The 18,314-nt window shown below is 38.6% G+C and carries 19 protein-coding genes; 18 read left to right on the plus strand and 1 reads right to left on the minus strand.

What is annotated here, in order from left to right; translation table 11 throughout:
• Positions 1-2: 2 nt before the first annotated feature.
• Positions 3-1,316, minus strand: coding sequence for an MFS transporter (locus AOA56_RS03115; RefSeq protein WP_053768923.1), 1,314 nt, complete (start codon positions 1,314-1,316; stop codon positions 3-5).
• A 284-nt stretch (positions 1,317-1,600) separates the two neighbouring features.
• Between AOA56_RS03115 and AOA56_RS03120 the strand changes: the two genes are divergently transcribed.
• The 18 genes from AOA56_RS03120 (at position 1,601) to AOA56_RS03195 (ending at position 18,207) form a co-directional block, all read left to right on the plus strand.
• Complete coding sequence (locus tag AOA56_RS03120) at positions 1,601-2,323, plus strand: helix-turn-helix domain-containing protein (protein WP_082349831.1); 723 nt, start codon at positions 1,601-1,603, stop codon at positions 2,321-2,323.
• A 224-nt stretch (positions 2,324-2,547) separates the two neighbouring features.
• A complete protein-coding gene (locus AOA56_RS03125) occupies positions 2,548-4,539 on the plus strand; it encodes a LacI family DNA-binding transcriptional regulator (protein WP_053768925.1) in 1,992 nt (663 codons plus the stop codon).
• 152 nt (positions 4,540-4,691) lie between these two features.
• The gene (locus AOA56_RS03130) at positions 4,692-5,678 is read left to right on the plus strand and encodes a sugar ABC transporter substrate-binding protein (RefSeq protein ID WP_024732683.1); all 987 of its coding nucleotides are present in this window, start codon (positions 4,692-4,694) and stop codon (positions 5,676-5,678) included.
• An 86-nt stretch (positions 5,679-5,764) separates the two neighbouring features.
• Positions 5,765-7,264 carry a sugar ABC transporter ATP-binding protein gene (locus AOA56_RS03135; protein WP_024732682.1) on the plus strand — a complete coding sequence of 500 codons (1,500 nt, stop codon included), beginning with the start codon at positions 5,765-5,767 and terminating at the stop codon, positions 7,262-7,264.
• Positions 7,257-8,258 (plus strand): ABC transporter permease, encoded by a 1,002-nt coding sequence (locus AOA56_RS03140; RefSeq protein WP_082349833.1) that lies wholly within the window; start codon positions 7,257-7,259, stop codon positions 8,256-8,258. Before AOA56_RS03135 ends, AOA56_RS03140 begins: the two co-directional genes overlap by 8 nt.
• 14 nt (positions 8,259-8,272) lie before the next feature.
• A complete protein-coding gene (locus AOA56_RS03145) occupies positions 8,273-9,751 on the plus strand; it encodes a glycoside hydrolase family 32 protein (protein WP_053768927.1) in 1,479 nt (492 codons plus the stop codon).
• Between the two features lie 462 nt (positions 9,752-10,213).
• Entirely contained in the window at positions 10,214-10,606 is a 393-nt protein-coding gene (locus AOA56_RS03150) for an SRPBCC family protein (protein ID WP_053768928.1), read from the plus strand.
• 16 nt (positions 10,607-10,622) lie between these two features.
• Positions 10,623-10,883: a GNAT family N-acetyltransferase gene (locus tag AOA56_RS03155; RefSeq protein ID WP_024732679.1), complete on the plus strand. Its 261-nt coding sequence runs from the start codon at positions 10,623-10,625 to the stop codon at positions 10,881-10,883.
• 8 nt (positions 10,884-10,891) lie between these two features.
• Positions 10,892-11,653 carry an alpha/beta fold hydrolase gene (locus AOA56_RS03160; RefSeq protein ID WP_024732678.1) on the plus strand — a complete coding sequence of 254 codons (762 nt, stop codon included), beginning with the start codon at positions 10,892-10,894 and terminating at the stop codon, positions 11,651-11,653.
• A 477-nt stretch (positions 11,654-12,130) separates the two neighbouring features.
• Positions 12,131-12,748, plus strand: coding sequence for an HAD family hydrolase (locus AOA56_RS03165; protein ID WP_053768929.1), 618 nt, complete (start codon positions 12,131-12,133; stop codon positions 12,746-12,748).
• A gap of 247 nt (positions 12,749-12,995) precedes the next feature.
• On the plus strand, positions 12,996-13,460 hold the full coding sequence (locus AOA56_RS03170; protein ID WP_053768930.1) for a GNAT family N-acetyltransferase: 465 nt from the start codon (positions 12,996-12,998) through the stop codon (positions 13,458-13,460).
• 416 nt (positions 13,461-13,876) lie between these two features.
• Positions 13,877-14,767 carry a Fic family protein gene (locus AOA56_RS03175; protein ID WP_053768931.1) on the plus strand — a complete coding sequence of 297 codons (891 nt, stop codon included), beginning with the start codon at positions 13,877-13,879 and terminating at the stop codon, positions 14,765-14,767.
• A gap of 87 nt (positions 14,768-14,854) precedes the next feature.
• Positions 14,855-15,514, plus strand: coding sequence for a GIY-YIG nuclease family protein (locus AOA56_RS03180; protein ID WP_024732675.1), 660 nt, complete (start codon positions 14,855-14,857; stop codon positions 15,512-15,514).
• Positions 15,515-15,561: 47 nt separating this feature from the next.
• Positions 15,562-15,822, plus strand: coding sequence for a restriction endonuclease subunit S domain-containing protein (locus tag AOA56_RS15780; RefSeq protein ID WP_024732674.1), 261 nt, complete (start codon positions 15,562-15,564; stop codon positions 15,820-15,822).
• 253 nt (positions 15,823-16,075) lie between these two features.
• On the plus strand, positions 16,076-16,198 hold the full coding sequence (locus tag AOA56_RS16860; protein WP_053768932.1) for a hypothetical protein: 123 nt from the start codon (positions 16,076-16,078) through the stop codon (positions 16,196-16,198).
• Between the two features lie 202 nt (positions 16,199-16,400).
• Entirely contained in the window at positions 16,401-16,532 is a 132-nt protein-coding gene (locus AOA56_RS16480; protein WP_278277134.1) for a hypothetical protein, read from the plus strand.
• A gap of 52 nt (positions 16,533-16,584) precedes the next feature.
• Positions 16,585-17,643, plus strand: a complete 1,059-nt coding sequence (locus AOA56_RS03190; RefSeq protein ID WP_053769093.1) for a PDDEXK nuclease domain-containing protein — start codon at positions 16,585-16,587, stop codon at positions 17,641-17,643.
• Positions 17,644-17,715: 72 nt separating this feature from the next.
• Positions 17,716-18,207: a hypothetical protein gene (locus AOA56_RS03195; protein ID WP_024732673.1), complete on the plus strand. Its 492-nt coding sequence runs from the start codon at positions 17,716-17,718 to the stop codon at positions 18,205-18,207.
• Positions 18,208-18,314: the final 107 nt, after the last annotated feature.

Genomic DNA, 18,314 nt, shown 5'->3' on the forward strand with positions numbered 1-18,314 from the left:
TGTTATTCCTGAGTTTCTGATTTGGCAGAAGTGTTCTTATCTCTTATTCTGGCAAGTTCCAAGCGTCTTTCTTTTGTAAGTTTCCGGAAAATAAGGGTCGCAATCAGTGCTATACAAAGCATAACGATAAATGTTTTGAAAATAGCTTCATATCCGGCAAGACCTTTGAAATGTTCCAGACACCATCCATTATACATTGGCATAATACTTTCTGCAATTCCGTATCCGATTGGAGAGAGGATAAAAGTAGTAGCGCCCATGATTTCGACCGGATAATCGCCTTCCTCTAAGACTGCGTAATGCAATGCCTGAGCGCTATACATGAAGCTGCATAACAATGCAATTGAGATAACAAGCATCCACATAAAATTCATAGAACGTGGTGTGAAAAGCAGTCCGGAAACTCCAATAATCATCAATATGATATCAACTAACAACATATTAGATAACCCTTTCCGGTCGGCAATCTGTCCGCCAATCCAACAACCACAAAAACGAAAACCATTGGCAGCATATCCCATGATGCTTGCTAATGCGGCAGACATCCCAAATGCAGCGGTACAATAAGGTACGACATAGTTATAAGTAATAATGACGCCATAAGTCATGAACATCATAATGACAACACACCAGGTAGTCGGTTTCTTCAAGGTTGTCAATACATTTTTTGCAAAACTGGTATTTTTCTGTGACTTATTTTTATTTTCCAAGAAATCCGGAAGTGTTTTCTTGAGGGCAAAGTAAACAATGATACCTACAATGATAGCTTCCGCACCGTAGAAAGTAATAAGTCCGGTAATTCCGTTAGCTTCCCCAATCTTATTGGCAACGGCGGTATATGCTGCAAGGACAACAAGTCCGGTGAGGAAATTAAGCATACCTCTTACCATATCAAACAAAGCATATCCGCGCCCTTGTTCTTCCGGCTTGCATAATGCACGAAGTGCTTTCATGCATGGATTCCAGAATGTTAAGATGGAAGTAACGCCCCAAAGTCCATAAATTGCAACGTGAATCGGGAAGACAGGTTTCATAAGCAAGATAATAGCACTTGCACCGGTTACAATTAAAGAGCCGGAAATAGCTAATTTTAATGATACTCTGTCAGCAACCCAGCCACCTAAGCAATAACCTATGATGGCCAGAGCGCCGTAGATACTTCCGAGCATTCCCATTTGCAGGTCATTAATTCCAAAGTATGCCACATAGGCGTCGTAGTAATAGTAACGAAAATATGGAAGGAGATAGACGCTCATTCCGGCTATTGCCACTAGTATAATGACAAAGCGATTTTTTTTGTAGCTGCGAGTTTCCATATACGCACACCCTTTCGAAAATAAATAATTAAATATTTGGCCGAAGGAATTCCTTTTTGTTATAGGTATTTTCTCTTAATTTATAGATAAATGCAAATCAATATTTTTTCCATTGTGGAAATAAAAATAATTCATATTTTCCAAAACAGAAAAAACATGTCGAAATCTCTTATAAATCCAAGTATAATATAGATAAATAATTAACAAAGTGAAAAGTTTTTCCAATTTGGAAACAAAAAAGCAAAAATATGATAATATAAAGCAATAACGTAGTTAGGAGGAATATGATGGAGTACATGATGCAAAATGATTTACTGGAACATATAGGTAGAAAAATTAAGTTTTATCGTGTAAAGCGAAAACTTACAGTCACACAGTTAGCACGAATGGTACACTTAAGTCCTTCTGCTATTTCAAAATATGAAAACGCAAAATTATCCATAGATATTCGGACATTATTTCATATTGCGGAAGCTCTGGATGTGACAGTAAATCAACTGCTTGATTATCAAAAAAGTGTTAAACAAGAGAAATATCGAACGAATACAATCAATTTTTTCAGACGCAGTAATTTGTTTTATATGTATCAATACTTTGGAATTGATAAGCAGATTCATGCCTGTGTTTTTGAAGTAACTGATGGGGACGATAAAGATCAGGTGTCGGTATATTATTCTTGCGAAGATTTGGAACATTATGTGGATTCGGGATATATTTATAAAGGGGTGATGTCCTGTCATGATCTCGTTACAAATTTCTATTTGAAAAATCCATATAATTTTAGCGACGAATTTTTCATTTGTGCCAAATCTACGTTTTTGCAGGGGAGTATTACAACAGGGCTGTTGAGTGCGCTGTCTCAATCGCTACGCAATCCTTACGCTACAAAAGTGATTTTTTCCCTTACTCCGTTGGAGAAGAATGAAAAGTTAAAAGAGTGGTTACGTATAGCGGATAAAGAGAGTTATAGCGAAATAAAAAGAACAAATTCACTGGTAGTATATTGATATGGATAGGAACAGAATCGCCAGAAGCGGTATTTGCCGATACTGGCGATTTCTAGTTAGGCGATTTTTTTACAGCCCCTAAATTTTATGGAAACGAAGAACATCATGCCGGGGTGGATAAAATCCAACAAAGTTTTAACTGGAAATATTTACATAAAAATAAAATCATGTTACACTTTCAATGAATTATTTACGTAAATTTTAAAGGCGAAGGAGGTGTGCGTGTGGGAGCTACTATTAAGGAAGTTGCAAAAGAAGCGGGCGTTTCCATTGCAACGGTGTCTCATGTCATAAACGGAACGAGATACGTAAGTCCAGAGTTGATAAAAAAAGTAGAAAACGCAATGCACGAAACCGGTTATACGGAAAAGTACCGTAAGAAAAAAGAAGAATGGAAAACAGGGACAAAAACGGTTGTGGCCGTTGTAGTGCCTGAAGCGGGTGGGACCTTATATATCAGGCTGGTGAGAGATATATCGGAAAGCCTGTTAAAAAAAGGGTATTTGACTGCGGTATATTACAGTAATTACGATACGGAACTGGAAAAAAACATCCTTTTGCGTCTGTGCGGGGACAGGAATATAGCGGGGATTATTTTGATTCCGTGTACTGCGGACAGGAAAAATTACGAAAAGGTTTTGGCAAGAGAAATTCCGCTTGTTTTTTTGGAGAGAAAGGTAGAAGGAGAAGATGACTGTGTTCTTTCGGACAATGAGCAGGCAGTATATAAGGCGGTCAAACATCTGATTAAAAGCGGACATGAAAAAATAGCGGTTCTTTTGGGACGTATGGAATCAAGCACGGTAAAGGAACGGCTTGAAGGGTATCGGAAAGCAATGGTGGAATCCGGGCTGGAGTTTGACACAAGAAATATTCTTACGGTTATGAGAAATGAAGAATATGGGGAAAAGATAAAATGCTTTTACAGAGACAGACGCCCATCGGCTATTGTGTCGGGCAGTAATCATCTAACATTGAAACTGCTTAGAGTCATGCAGGAAATGGGGCTATGTTGTCCGGAAGATATATCCGTGGTGGGATTTGGAGATGAAGAGTGGTGCGAGCTGCTTACCCCGCCGCTTACGACAATTAAGCAGGATGTAGAAGGGATGGCAGAGGCAGCGGTTTTGAAAATAACGGATAAGATAGAAAAGCGCAAATGCAGCTTTGGAAGGATGAGGATTCCGGCGAAGCTGTTTATCCGTAAATCAACGCAGATGATCGGACGCGGGCCGTTTGGAGAAAAAGCGTTTTCGCCGGATGACATAACATTTACAGAGGAAGAAAAGGAAAAAATCAGAGAGGGGGACTTTAAGGTTGCTATTTCTTTTCATTATGGCGGCACGGCATGGAAGACGCTGCATGAAAACGGAATACGGGAAACACTGGAAAAATTCGGGATTACGGTAGTTGCGGTAACGGATGCACATTTTGACCCTTATCTTCAGGTTACGCAGTTGGAAGGAATCAGTATGCAAAGACCGGATGCGGTCATTGCCATTCCGTGTGACGATACCATTACGGCGCCGGTATTTAAAAAGCTCTCAAAAAAGGCGAAGCTTATCTTTATGAGTAATGTCCCGACAGGATTTGAGGCAAAGGATTACATAACATGTGTGTCTGTAAATGAACGGGAAAACGGCCGGATTGCGGCTTCTCTTATGGGGGAATATTTTAAAGGCAGACACCATGTAAAAGCGGGATTTATTAAACACGGAGCGGCGTTTTACGGTACCTATTTAAGAGATATGGTAGCTACACAGGTAATCTGCGAAAATTATCCGAACATTGAGATTGTGGCGGTAAGCAATTTTCTCAACATAGATGACGCATACAGGATATGTCGGGATATGATGAAAACCCACCCTGATATTGAAGCGCTTTATATCTGCTGGGACAGGCCGGCCCTTCAGGCTATCCGTGCGCTTAAGGAGCTGGGAAGGGAAGACGTGGCAATTTTTACTTATGATTTGGACGAAGAAATAGGGGAATATCTTGTACAGGAAAAAATGGTAAAGGGAATGGGGACGCAAAGACCTTATGAACAGGGAGTGGCGGTTGCGCTTGCTACGGCAAAGGCACTTCTTGGGAATACGCAGTACAAGTATGTGGGAGTTTCTCCTTATACTGTGCAGAAGAACAATTTTGTACGGGCGTGGAAAGAAATTATGCATGAACCGGTACCGAAAAAGCTGATAAATTTTTTTGACAAATAAATTAATTTACGTAAATCAAAAAAACAGAGCGTAAATATAACGAAAATAGATACACATAATTGACACTAATTTTTTGGTGTGATATCTTTTACGTAAACTAAAAGCTGCAGGAGAGCAGTGGAAAATAGGGGTTTGCAAAGGAGGATTCACAGATGAAAAAGAGATTAGTGTCAATTTTTTTATGTACGGTAATGACGGCTTGTACACTGGTAGGATGTACATCAAAATCAGCGATGGAAAACAAGGACAGCAGAAAGGAAGCAGCTAAAAAAGATGGAGATTATAGTTTCGCGTTTTTGACAAACACGTTGAATAATACGTTTCAATCTTCTATGAATGAGAAATTCGAAGAATTATGCAAGGATGAGGGATATGAGTATACGTGTTTTGATCCGGATTATGATTTGAATACCCAGTTAAGCCAGTTATCCGATGCGGCAAATCAGGAATTTGATGCGGTCTTTGTAATTCCGGTAGATTCGGCGGGGATACGGCAGGGACTTCAGGAGTTAAATGATGCAGGGGTTAAGGTCATCAATGTCGATACTGCGGTAATTGAAGACGACAGAGACTTGGTGGAAACGGTAATCGGGACAAACGCATATCAGGCAGGGGAACTGGTAGGAGAACAAATGGTAAGAGATTATCCGGATGGAGCAAGAATAGCGGTCTTGGATTTCCCGTCAAATGAAAGCTGTGTAGACAGAGTGGACGGTTTCTTTTCCGGGCTTGGAGACAATAAAAGTAAATTTGACATTGAGGCACAGCAGGACGGGAAAGCGGCGCTTGATGATTCTATGAAGCTGGCAGAAGATATTATTCAGGCAAATCCGGACATTGATGCGTTTTTCTGTATCAATGATCCGTCTGCGCTGGGTGCTGCTGCGGCAATTCAGGCGGCAAATAAAACAGGGGAAATCGGAGTGTACTCTATTGACGCTTCCCCGGATGGAAAAGCCGCATTGATTGACGGCTCATTTACAGCCGTTGCATGCCAAGTGCCTCTTGGAATTGCGGAAACGGCCGTGGAGTCAGCAGTTTCTCTTATGAAAGGGGATACAATCGAAAAAGAAATCTGGCTGGATTCCCATCTGGTTTCCGTGGATGAGGCAAAGGAGACAAAAGATAAGTGGCAGTAATCCGGCGGATAAAAAGACGGTAAGATACAAAAAAGGAACCGGCTTTTTGACCGGTTCCTTTCATTATAAGAAGAGGTGGTTTACAGATGGGCAGGACGATATTGGAAATGGAAAATATCAGTAAAAGCTTTGGGGCGACACAGGCGCTTTCTGGTATCGGCTTTTCACTGGAAGAAGGAGAAATCCATGCACTGCTCGGCGAGAACGGTGCGGGCAAATCGACGCTTATAAAGATACTTGGAGGGATTTATCAGCCTGACACAGGTATGATAAGAATTGACGGAAAAGAAGTCAAAATGGCAGGGGTGCAGGAAGCGCAGGAAACGGGTATCGGAATCATTCATCAGGAAATCGTGCTGGTGCCGTATTTAAGTGTATCGGAAAATATTTTTCTGGGACGAGAACTGAAAACAAAACTCGGAACAAAAGATATGAAAGCGATGAACCGGCAGGCAAAAGAAATGACGGAAAGACTCGGACTTTATGTGGATGTAACGATGCCGGTGGGAAAGCTTAGTATTGCACAGCAGCAGATGGTAGAAATCATCAAGGCGATTTCTTTTCATATTAAGATTCTTGTGATGGATGAGCCAACCTCCTCGCTTTCCGATGAAGAGGTTGAAAAGCTGTTTGAAACGATGAGAAAGCTGAAAAAGCAAAAGGTAAGCATTATTTATATCTCGCACCGTATGGAAGAACTTTATGAAGTTACCGATAAAATTACGGTTATGCGTGACGGTACATATGTGGGAACCGTAAAAACCAGGGAAACAAATACAGATGAGCTGGTAAGTATGATGGTGGGACGAAGTCTTACCAATTATTATACAAGAACTTATAATAAACTGGAAAAGGAACTTTTAAGAGTGGAACATCTGACAAAAAAAGGTGTTTTTTCAGATGTGAGTTTCTCGGTACGGGCAGGAGAAATTCTCGGGTTTTCGGGACTGGTCGGTGCGAAAAGAAGTGAAATCATGCAGGCGGTATTCGGAGCAGATACATATGACAGTGGAGAAATCTGGCTGGATGGAGAACAGGTACGTTTTAAAAATAGCCGCGATGCCATAGCAAAAGGGGTTGCCATGGTTCCGGAGGACAGAAAAAAGCAGGGACTTACTTTAATTAATTCCGTTGGTTTTAATATTACGTTATCAAGTCTTGATAAAGTGAAAAAAGGGCTGCTTTTAAGCGAAGAAAAGAAAAACCGAGTCATAGAAAATTATATGGATGAACTGAATATAAAAGCTGCGTCAAAAGATATTTCCGCCGGCAGTCTTTCGGGCGGAAACCAGCAGAAGGTAGTCCTTGCCAAATGGCTTGCGACGGCTCCGAAAGTGTTGATTTTAGATGAGCCAACACGGGGAGTGGATATCGGGGCAAAGGCGGAAATCTACTCAATTATTAACGAACTTGCTGAAAAAGGAATGGCAATCATTCTGATATCCTCCGAACTTCCGGAAATTATGAATATGTGTGATAACGTCTGTATTGTACGTTCCGGAAATATTGTAGGAAGGCTTGCAAAAAACGAGCTGAATCAGGAAGCAATTATGCACTATGCCACAGGAGGGAATAAAAATGAATAAACAAAGCACGATAAAAAAGAACAATCCGGTTGTATTCATGCTGAAATCCAATATCGGAATTATAAGCGTTATGTTTATTATTGCCATAGGACTTACCTTGCTTACACCGAAATTTATGACGGTGAACAACGTGATTTCTGTTTTAAGGCAGATTTCCAATAACGTGTTTTTGGCTCTTGGGATGACAATGGTCATTATTCTCGGCGGGATTGACCTTTCTGTCGGGTCTATTGTAGCAATGAGCGGCACTCTTACGGTTGGGTTTATGGTAAACAACGGTTTACCGATGGCGGCGGCAATCGCGGCAGGTCTTCTTTTGGGAGCGGTTGTCGGACTGGTAAACGGAATAATTGTTGCGACATTTAAGGTTCCCGCATTTATCGTGACGCTGGCAACAATGAATATTGCAAAAGGGATTGCGTATATTTACAGCAAAGGTCAGTCCACGCGAATTACCGATGACAGCTTTGCAATGCTGGGGACGGGATATTTATTTGGAATTATTCCGCTTCCTGTGGCGTATATGATTCTGCTTATTGTTGTTTTTGCCATTCTTCTGGGAAAAACAAAATTTGGCACATATATTTATGCGGTGGGCGGAAACAGGGAATCCGCAAGGCTATCCGGTGTTCCTATTAAAAAAATAGAGATTCTCGTATTTACCATAACCGGCGTCCTTGCGGCTTTTGCCGGAATCGTTCTGGCGTCGCGTATGTATTCCGGACAGCCGGCATCAGGCGAAGGCTACGAAATGGATGCAATCGCGGCATGTGTGCTTGGAGGAGTTTCTATGTCAGGCGGTGTGGGAAGAATCAGCGGGACGGTATTCGGAGCAATCGTGATTGGAATCATAAGCAACGGATTAAACTTGATGGGAGTCAGCTCATTTTGGCAGCTTGTCGTAAAGGGGCTTATCATTTTGGCGGCAGTCATTTTAGATTCAAGGAAAGAAGCACTCTCCGAAAAATTGAAAAAGAAAAAAATTACACACTAAGGAGGAAAAAGAAAATGGAGATTTTTAGAAAGCCGTCTTTTGCAGATTCGACAGGAGATGCGATTCCGTTTTATCATGATGGGATATATCATATTTTTTCGTTGACGCCGCCTACCGGAACGACGGTATATCCGGAACGGCTGCGGACAACGTGGAGCCACACGGTTTCAAAGGACTTGATTCACTGGGAGGAATTGGAAACGGCTTTGTATCCGGGAGAGGGAACGGACCCGGACGCGGATGGAGTCTGGACGGGTTCCGTTATCTATGGAGAAGGAAAGTATCATATTTATTATACAGGATATAATTATCACATTGATTCCCAACAGACAATCTGTCATGCGGTAAGTAATGACGGAATTCACTGGATAAAAGATGTGGGAAACCCGGTTATCAAACCCATACCGGAATTATATGAAACGTTGGATTGGAGAGATCCGTATGTATTTTATAATGAAGATGATGACTGTTACTGGATTTTGATTTCGGGAAGATTAAAAGAAGGCCCGCCTACAAAAACAGGATGTATTGTTCTTTATCGTTCTCGGGATTTGAAAACATGGGAGCATTACGGCCCAATTTATAAGCCGTATCATACAAACTGTCCGGAATGTTGTGAAATGTACAAAATAAACGGTAACTGGTATTTATCCTATTCACGGTTTTCGGAATTCGTCAATACAATTTACCGGGTGGCAAAATCTCCGTTTGGCCCATGGAGAACTCCTAAAATGGATGGTATCGGAGGACGGCGTTTTTATGCGGCGAAGTCGTGTGAGAATGATGAAGGTAGAAGATTTTATTTTGCATGGGCACATGACCGTGCCCGAAAAAGCGATATGGGAGAATGGTATTGGGGCGGGGCGTTTTGCATTCCGCACGAGGTAACGGTAAACAAAGAAGGAGAACTGGATGTAAAGATGCCTCGAGAATATGTGGAGGCAGCGTGTGAAAAGATTCCGTGGATGTATGAAGCGGTATGGGGGACAAGCCGGATGTACGGGCCAAAGACAGTGGAGCTGGATGCGGTAAGTACATTTTCCTATGGGTTTTTAAATATAGAAAAAGCGGAAACATTTTTATTCCGCTGTAAATTACGGATAACGGACTGCCGTGATTACTGCGGACTGCTATTGAAATCAAACCGGGATGCGTCAAGATGTCTTGAACTTCGGATAGAAAGTGGAATGAAAAGACTCTCTCTTGTAAATCTTCCGATGGATGTGGACCCGTTTTGGAGGGAATCCTGCACAAATGTAGGGACGCCCAAAAATCCGGGACCGGATGGCATCCGGGTATGTGAAAAGCCGTTTTTGTTTAAGGAAGGAGAAGTGATAGATGTAAAAGTGGTTATGGATAAAGATATGGTAGAAATATTTATCGGAGAAAGGGCCGCTTTTACATATCGTGTATATGAAAAGACGGAGTATGAAATCGGATTTATGGCACAAGACGGGAAAGTGGAATTCTTTGATATTGAAGTCGTAAAATGAAAAGGCTTATGTTACCATTAATTTACCATGATTAAGAGAACGTAGCTATGACAGTTATTGTAAAAGGGAGACAGCACAAAATGTGTATCTCCCTTTTAGCATACCTGTAACTGATCCCCATCATTATAGTGAAACATTCTAAATATATATCGACTACAATTATAGGAGGTTCCTGAAAATCAGGAAATCCGCAGAATTTTTGGACGGTTACAATAGAATGAAATAGAAGTTACTCTATCTTTTGATAATGTGTGGAAAGGGACGGCGGCTTCTGGTAGAATAGCTGTATAGCAGATCCATATGCTTCAGTAGGATTAGATGAAAAACCAGCAGAAAAAATAAAGTATTTTCATAGAATATGATACTTGAAAATCAAATAGAAAGAACGGCAAGTTTATATTACCGTACTGCTGTGTAAAAATGTGAGATAATGAAAATTTGAAATCTGTGGAGGTGCTGAAGATGACAACTGCAAATATAAAAGCGACACTTTCCTGCGATATTCATAAAGTGTGGGAAATTATTACGGCAGTTAAAAATTACACATGGCGTAGTAATTTGAGTAAAACAGAAGTCATAAGTAGCAGGCAGTTTATAGAATATACCAAAGAAGGTTATCCGACCACTTTTACAATCACTGTTACAGAGCCATATAAGCGTTGGGAATTTGATATGGAAAACAGCAACATGAAAGGACATTGGATTGGTCTTTTTACTTCCAAAGATAATAAAACGGAGATTGATTTTACAGAATACGTAACAGTCAAAAAATTCTTTATGAAGCCTTTTGTAAAATCTTATCTGAAAAAGCAACAGGCACAATTTATTTCTGATTTGAAAAAGGCTGTCTTGTAACTAACGGAGGAATACAATGGAATATAAAGTTAATGATACTAAACTTGTTGCTTCGGCCTTCATTTTCCTTGCAAATCAAATATGGAGAGGAGACTATGATATGAAGCACACACAAACCGCATTATCTAGAACGATGAATATTACAGCGTATGATAATAAATTGTTTGTAGGATGTTTGCGTATTCTTACAGACGGATATTTTTTTGGTACGATTACAGAATTGCTTGTTCTTCCAGAGTATCAAAAACAAGGGGTAGATAAAGCAAAAGAAAGGTAGGTGCGAATATGGCATATTTTAACTACCAGGACAAGTCTGTTTTTTATGAAGAATATGGACAAGGAGAGCCGCTTATCTTCCTGCATGGCAATACCGCCTCTTCGAAAATGTCTGAACTCCTTATGCCACTATATGAAGAAAATTTCAGATGTATTCTGATTGATTTTTTAGGGAACGGCCAGTCCGACCGAGTAGAAAGCTTTACACCGGATATGTGGCATGACGAAGCTTTGCAGACAGTCGCGCTTACGGAACATTTACAATGTGGAAAGGCCAGCCTTATCGGAACAAGCGGTGGAGCGTGGGCGGCTGTTAATGCGGCACTGGAACGCCCTGACTTGTTTCATGTAGTTATTGCGGACAGCTTTGATGGACGTACTCTTAATGAGGATTTTTCCACCAATCTTTTATCTGAAAGGAAAATGGCAAAAGAAGATATACAGTCAAGACAGTTTTACGAATGGTGTCAGGGCGCAGACTGGGAAAAGGTAGTTGACCTTGATACAGAAGCTTTATTGAAGTGTGCGGAGGAAAAGCGTCCGCTATTCCATAAGCCGTTGAAAGAATTAAAAACGCCTATCCTATTCATGGGAAGTAGAGAAGATGAAAGTTGCCGAAACAATATTGAAGAAGAGTATAGAGAAATGGCTTCTATGCTTTCTGAATCTTCCATATATCTTTTCCCAAAAGGAGGCCACCCTTCTCTCTTTTCCAATGCGGAAGAAGCCGCAGCGCTGATAAAAAATTTCATAAGCCAACATATTAACTAAATCTCTTTTGAAGTTGTACATGGTGAATGAAGTGAAAGAAGAAATGAAAAACGTATAAATGAAACATAGTATTATTCCGCAATTATACTTCAACACGCAGGTAAAGTGATTAGTGAGTTAGATGCATATTCAAGAACAGAAGAGCCGGATGATGAAAGTTCAGTTTGTGATACATGTAGTCCTTGTTGGATGTTGATTATCAGGGGATAGGCTATACTTTTGAAGCGGCGCACGCTTTTTTTGGTTATTTTTTCAACAAGAAACAAGCAAGGCGTATCTATGCATCTCAGTATGCTATTCTGAAAAAGGAATGACGCTAAGTAATCTTACTATACCATTTTCTCGTGAATTTGCGTAGATTTACTAAGAATCACGTGGGTTTGGGATAAAATTTAAAAAATGGTATTTGAGTTTGTGCTGTCAAAAAGTAATGAACTACGAAAAGCATTCAATAAACAAATTTGAGAGGTAAAATTTATGTTTGGAATTATAGAATGGATATTTTTTGATGTTGGCTCAACTCTTGTTGATGAGCATTTGGTTTATAAACACATTTTTCGTGATATAGCAGAATTTACAAAGTTAGATTATACTTTTATTTATGATGAAGCATTAGAATTTTATAAACAGAATAAAAAAGGCGATATTGAATTAGGAATAAAATATCATCTTCCTAAAAGGAAATGGTATATCGAAGATGAAATTTTATACAAAGATGTCCCCTATTGCCTTGAGATATTAAATAAAAAGTATCGTATTGGTGTCATAGCTAATCAATCATTGGGAACAAAAAGCAGATTAGAAAAATGGGGGATTATGAAATATATTGATTTAGTTATTGCTTCGGCAGAAGAAGGTGTGTCAAAACCAAATCCTAAAATTTTTGAAATTGCTTTGCAAAGGGCTAAGTGTGAGGCTAATAAGGCAATAATGATTGGAGATAGAATAGATAATGATATTATGCCCGCTAAAAAAATGGGAATGCGAACAATATGGATAAAACAAGGCTTTGGCGGTTATTGGCAAATAACTGGAGATGATGAAAAGCCAGATTATATTGTTAAGAATATTATTGAGATCTGTAGCTGCCTGTAGCGATAGCTTCCAGTTTGTGTAAGGGTCGGTACATTCACAATAGTCAAAACTTGCTCTTACTATCACAGATAGTAATGCGTGATTTTACGGAACTTTTATCAGATGAATAGAAGAAAAAGGATACTCTAAAAGGGTAGCAGTTCTCATAGTGGGTGTGAAGGGTTATACAATTTATCGAATGGAGGAAGTATTCATGGTTTCTTGATAAAATGTATATTGTAAAAATTGTTAAGAAGGAGATAAAAACATGATTAAATTGGTTGTTCCTTCATTAGAAGACATGTGGTTTCGGGAGCAATTAATAAATGATGAAAAAACCATAGAATTTAATAAAAAGTGGGGTGGTACAATTCACTTTCCAAAAGATAAATGGGAAAGTTGGTATGATTACTGGGTAAGAAATCCTGATGGTAAAAGGTTTTATAGATATATTCTCGATGATAATAATATGTTTGTTGGTGAGATAGCATATCACCTTGACGAGAGCAGGCAAATATATATTGCGGATATAATTGTTATGGCAAAGTATCGTGGGAAAGGTTACGGTTCCCTAGGCCTTAACCTCCTGTGTGAATGTGCAAAGCAAAATGGAATTGAATTTATGTTTGATGATATTGTAATTGACAATCCTGCAGTTTCTCTTTTCCTAAAAAACGGATTTTACGAAGAATACCGAACGGATGATTACATAATGTTAAAAAAGACTCTGTAAAATGCTAAATTGAAAAAGTTAGAAGACTTCTGACATGCAAAATGGAATGAATAGCCTAAAATGGAATGAATAGCCTCAGCGGATGGCGTTCTTTATATGTACTGTCTTGTTTGTGGTGCTAAAATCGAGCTCAACTTTATTAACAAAAATCGAAAAAGTGCCGGAAAGCCCGTAATACATGGCAATCGAACTGCTAATGTTCGATTGTATTAAGGTTTGAAGGCTTATGAAGGGATATAAAAGATATGATAAAAATACTATTTTTTTATTGAAGTGGAGTAAAATAAGACATTGCTTATCGGCTGAAAAACAGAACTGTGGCAGAGATAAGGATTGATATTTTTGCCGATAATGTGATATACTAAGCAGTAGATGAGTGTTGTTTTTTTGATTTGATTTATGACGGAGGATAGCAGATGAGATACCGTTCAGTTATTGAAATAGCAAAAAAGTGGAATATATCAGAGCGTAGTGTTAGAAATTATTGTGCTCAGGGACGAGTGAACGGTGCATTTCTTACCGGAAAGACTTGGAAAATTCCTGAAAATGCAGAAAAACCTGAGCGTTCCAACAAGAAGAAAGAACGGCCGATAACATTGCTGGAAATTTTGCAGGAGCAGAAAAAAAATAAGTATTCTGGCGGGATTTACCATAAGACACAGATTGATTTAACATACAACTCCAATCATATCGAAGGCAGCCGCCTGACACATGATCAGACCAGATATATCTTTGAAACCAATACCATAGGTGTAGAAAAAGAAGTGCTGAATGTGGATGATGTGATTGAAACAGCCAATCATTTTCGCTGTATTGATGTGATCATTGATAATGCAAAGGCAGCGCTGACAGAGAAGTTCATCAAAGAGTTACATTTGATTCTGAAGAATGGTACTAGTGATTCCAGAAAAGATTGGTTTGCTGTAGGTGATTATAAAAAGATACCGAACGAAGTAGGTGGAATGGATACAGCACTTCCGGAAGAAGTTGCCGATAAAATGAAAGGTCTGCTGACGGAGTATAATGGAAAAGAAGAAAAGACTTTTGAAAATATATTGGACTTCCACGTGAAGTTTGAACGTATTCATCCGTTCCAGGACGGAAATGGTCGTGTTGGCAGACTGATTATGTTTAAAGAATGTCTGAAATATAATATTGTTCCATTCATCATAGAGGATAATCTAAAGATGTTCTATTATCGTGGATTAAAAGAGTGGAGTAACGAAAAAGGAAATCTGACAAATACATGCTTGACGGCACAGGATAAATATAAAGCGTATTTGGATTATTTTAGGATTGCTTATTAAAGTGATTTTTCAAAGTGCAAAGCCAAAGGGCAAAATTTGCATTTTGGGAAAGCTAAAAATATTTTAAATTAAACGGAGAAAAAGTATATGAGTGATAAAAAAGGTGTAATATACATTCTCACAAATCCTTCTTTCCCAGATTATGTGAAAATAGGATATGCAGATGATATAGACAAGCGATTGAAGCAATTAAATCGCAGCGAGTGTATTCCGTTTGCATTCCGAGTATATGCGACGTACGAAGTGAACTCAAGACTATCGGACTTAAAGCTTCATACAATTATCGATAAGCTAAATCCAGAATTGCGCTCTATTGATGACTTTAATGGTCAGAAAAGGATTCGTGAATTCTACGCAATGAAGCCGGAAGAAGCCTATGCAATTTTGGAAGCAATGGCAGAAATCCACGATTGCAAAGAAAATCTGAAATTAGTTGTTCCAAGTGATGTAGAGGCACTGGAGGAACAGTTGGCACAGGAAATTGACACAGAAAGCCATGAAAAAGCGGAGAATTTTTCTTTTATTAAATGTCAGATTTCAGTAGGAGAAGAAATCGAATATTATGATGATCCGAGTATTAAGTGCAAGGTTGTCGGTGATAGAAAAGTGGAATATAAGGGGAAGGAAATGTCATTGACAGCTGCTGCAAAGCTTATATCTGGAAAGAAATATTCGATTGCAGGACCAAGGTTCTTTAAATATAAAGGCGAGTGGTTAAATGACATTAGAGCTCGAATAGGATTTTAATTTTAACAAGAATGTTCCGATAATATTTTATTATGAGATGTACTCTGATGGTAAATATCGTTGTATTGAAGATGAGTTGCCATTTGAATTGCCTAATGGTTGGAAAATGTGCACTTATTGGTAATTTGAAAGAACCTGCATCATTTGGTGTATTTATGGCTGTTTATAAAACGAGCTATTACAAATATGTTCTGCACTATCTGCGTTCAAGCCAATTCCGAGGTATATTTGACGATGGAAATTCAACATCCATTAATCAGCTAACCCAGGATATGTTAAAGAGGGCTCTGCTCCCCTTCCTCCTGTAGCAGAGCAAGAAAGGATTGTGGACAGTATTGGCAAAAAATTATCTCTCTTGTATGCAATAGTGCAATAGAAAAAGGCCTCAACTAAGGCTTTTTTATTTGTTGTAAAATGATAAACCTACGGTTGCTTTACACTGGGGAAAATACTTTCAGCATATAAGAGAAAAATACAACAGGATATACAAAGCAGAGATGCCGAAAGTAACACAACATGTATGCAGGCATACATATTGTAGTTAATATGACGAGATCTAGTATGAATTCCAAGACTCTTCGGTATCTGATGAAGCACTCCGATATTGGTGTCCTCTTAATACATACACATCTGGGACTCGAAGATGCGAAAGAGGAATTGAAAAAAGTAGTAGTAATCAGTTGAGCGATATATCAAGCAGAAATCGATAATGTTAAAACACTAATTTAACATGACATTTTAGCATGATTGAAAGAAAAAGTATGCAAACTTATGCTATGATTTGCCAAAGATATAGTGAAGAAAGAAATATCCAAAAACCTCAAACATCCGCATAAAATAGGGTAAAAACCAGCATATCATTTCAAAAGAAAGAGGTAGAAAATAGATGATAAAGATACTATTCATCTGCCACGGCAGTATCTTGAAAAGTCCCGGAAAAGCCAGTAAAATCAATGGGTTTACGAAACAGAAAGGCGCTTACTACACCACTACTACACCATTTTCGAAAGAGCCTTGATACGACAGGAAAAGCAAGTTAAAATATAATTATTATGGGGAATCGAGGTGACATGATGGAAAAACATTTGACTCCATACCAGTCAGTTATTACAGAAATTAAAAGCATTATTTCCTCTGGACAAGAGGCTGCCTATAGTGCTTCCAGTAAGGCAATGCTGCTTACCTATTGGAATATAGGTAAACGAATTGTAGAGCAAGAACTGGGTGGCAGTGAACGTGCAGAGTACGGTAGAGGTTTGATTTCTGCCTTGGCAGAGGATTTGACAAAGGAGTTTGGTAAAAATTATTCCAAAAGAAACTTGCATTATTACATCAAATTTTATCAGTACTTTCCCGATGAGCAGATTATGAACGCATGCGTTCACAATCTTAACTGGACGCATATTAGGAGTCTTCTTCGTGTTACAGATGAAAATGCACGCTATTGGTATATGAAAGAGGCGGTTGACGAGAGTTGGAGCTCAAGAACGTTAGACCGTAATATTAGTACGCAATATTATTACAGACTTCTTCAGACGCCGAAAAAAGAGGCTGTAATTGAAGAAATGAAACAGAAAACTGCGGAATTTCAGAAAAATCAATTTGAATTGATTAAAAGTCCAATGATTGCGGAATTTCTCGGTTTTAAAAATGAAGATACCTATTTAGAGGGAGATTTAGAGTCCTCCATTCTTTCACATATTAGAGATTTTTTGATGGAACTGGGGAGAGGATTTGCCTTTGTGGCTCGTCAACAGCACATTGTAACGGAAACCTCGGATTACTATCTTGATCTCGTTTTTTATAATATTGAACTTAAGTGTTATGTCCTAATCGATTTGAAGATGGGCAAAATTACTCATCAAGACGTAGGACAGATTGATATGTATGTGCGTATGTATGATGATTTAAAGCGAGGGCAGGGAGATAACCCTACCATTGGGATTCTGCTGTGTTCAGAAACAGATGAGGATATTGCCAGATATTCGGTACTTCATGACAACGACCGACTGTTTATGTCAAAATATTTGACTTATCTGCCTACAAAAGAGCAGTTAAAAACAGAAATTGAACGGCAGAAAAAAATCTTTTACATGCAACATCCAACTTTACATGAGAATAAAGAATAGATTTTAGAATAGATAGTCATTTTGAAAAGAGAATATGGTAAAGATTGAATATTAAAAGGAACAGAGGATAAAATGATTAATTTGCAAGAAAAAGAAACTAAAGAAATAATTCAACTGTATAGTATGGCCATAAAAGAATTAAAACACCGTGGGGTTATTAGAACAAATAATGTAGTTGGAGAACTTGGCGAATATTTGGCAATAGAACTATATAATAATACACCTGGTTTGCCTAATCTTTCACCCGCACCAGTAGGAACAGAAAATATTGATGCGATTAGCAGAAAAGGTGATAGATACAGTATAAAATCAACGAGTAGCAATACAACAAGTGTGTTTTATGGATTAGAAGAACCAGAATCAAATATACCAGATAATCAGAAGTTTGAGTATGTTATTGTATGTAAGTTTGATGATAACTATGAGTTACAAACAGTATTAGAAATGGATTGGAATACATTTCTGAAGAATAAACGCTGGCATAGTAGAATGCATGCATGGAATCTGTTACTAACAAAGAAAGTTTGCCAACAGTGTAAAATTGTATATGAAAAGGAAAAGTAATCATAGAGTTTACATTATAATGCTTTCGGTAAATTGTAAAAAATGTAGTTCAGTGTAACATAGCGAAATGAAGTATATAATTTCTCAGAAAAAAACCAACATATAAG

The organism is Sellimonas intestinalis, assembly GCF_001280875.1.
In the GTDB taxonomy this organism is placed as follows: Bacteria; Bacillota; Clostridia; order Lachnospirales; family Lachnospiraceae; genus Sellimonas; species Sellimonas intestinalis.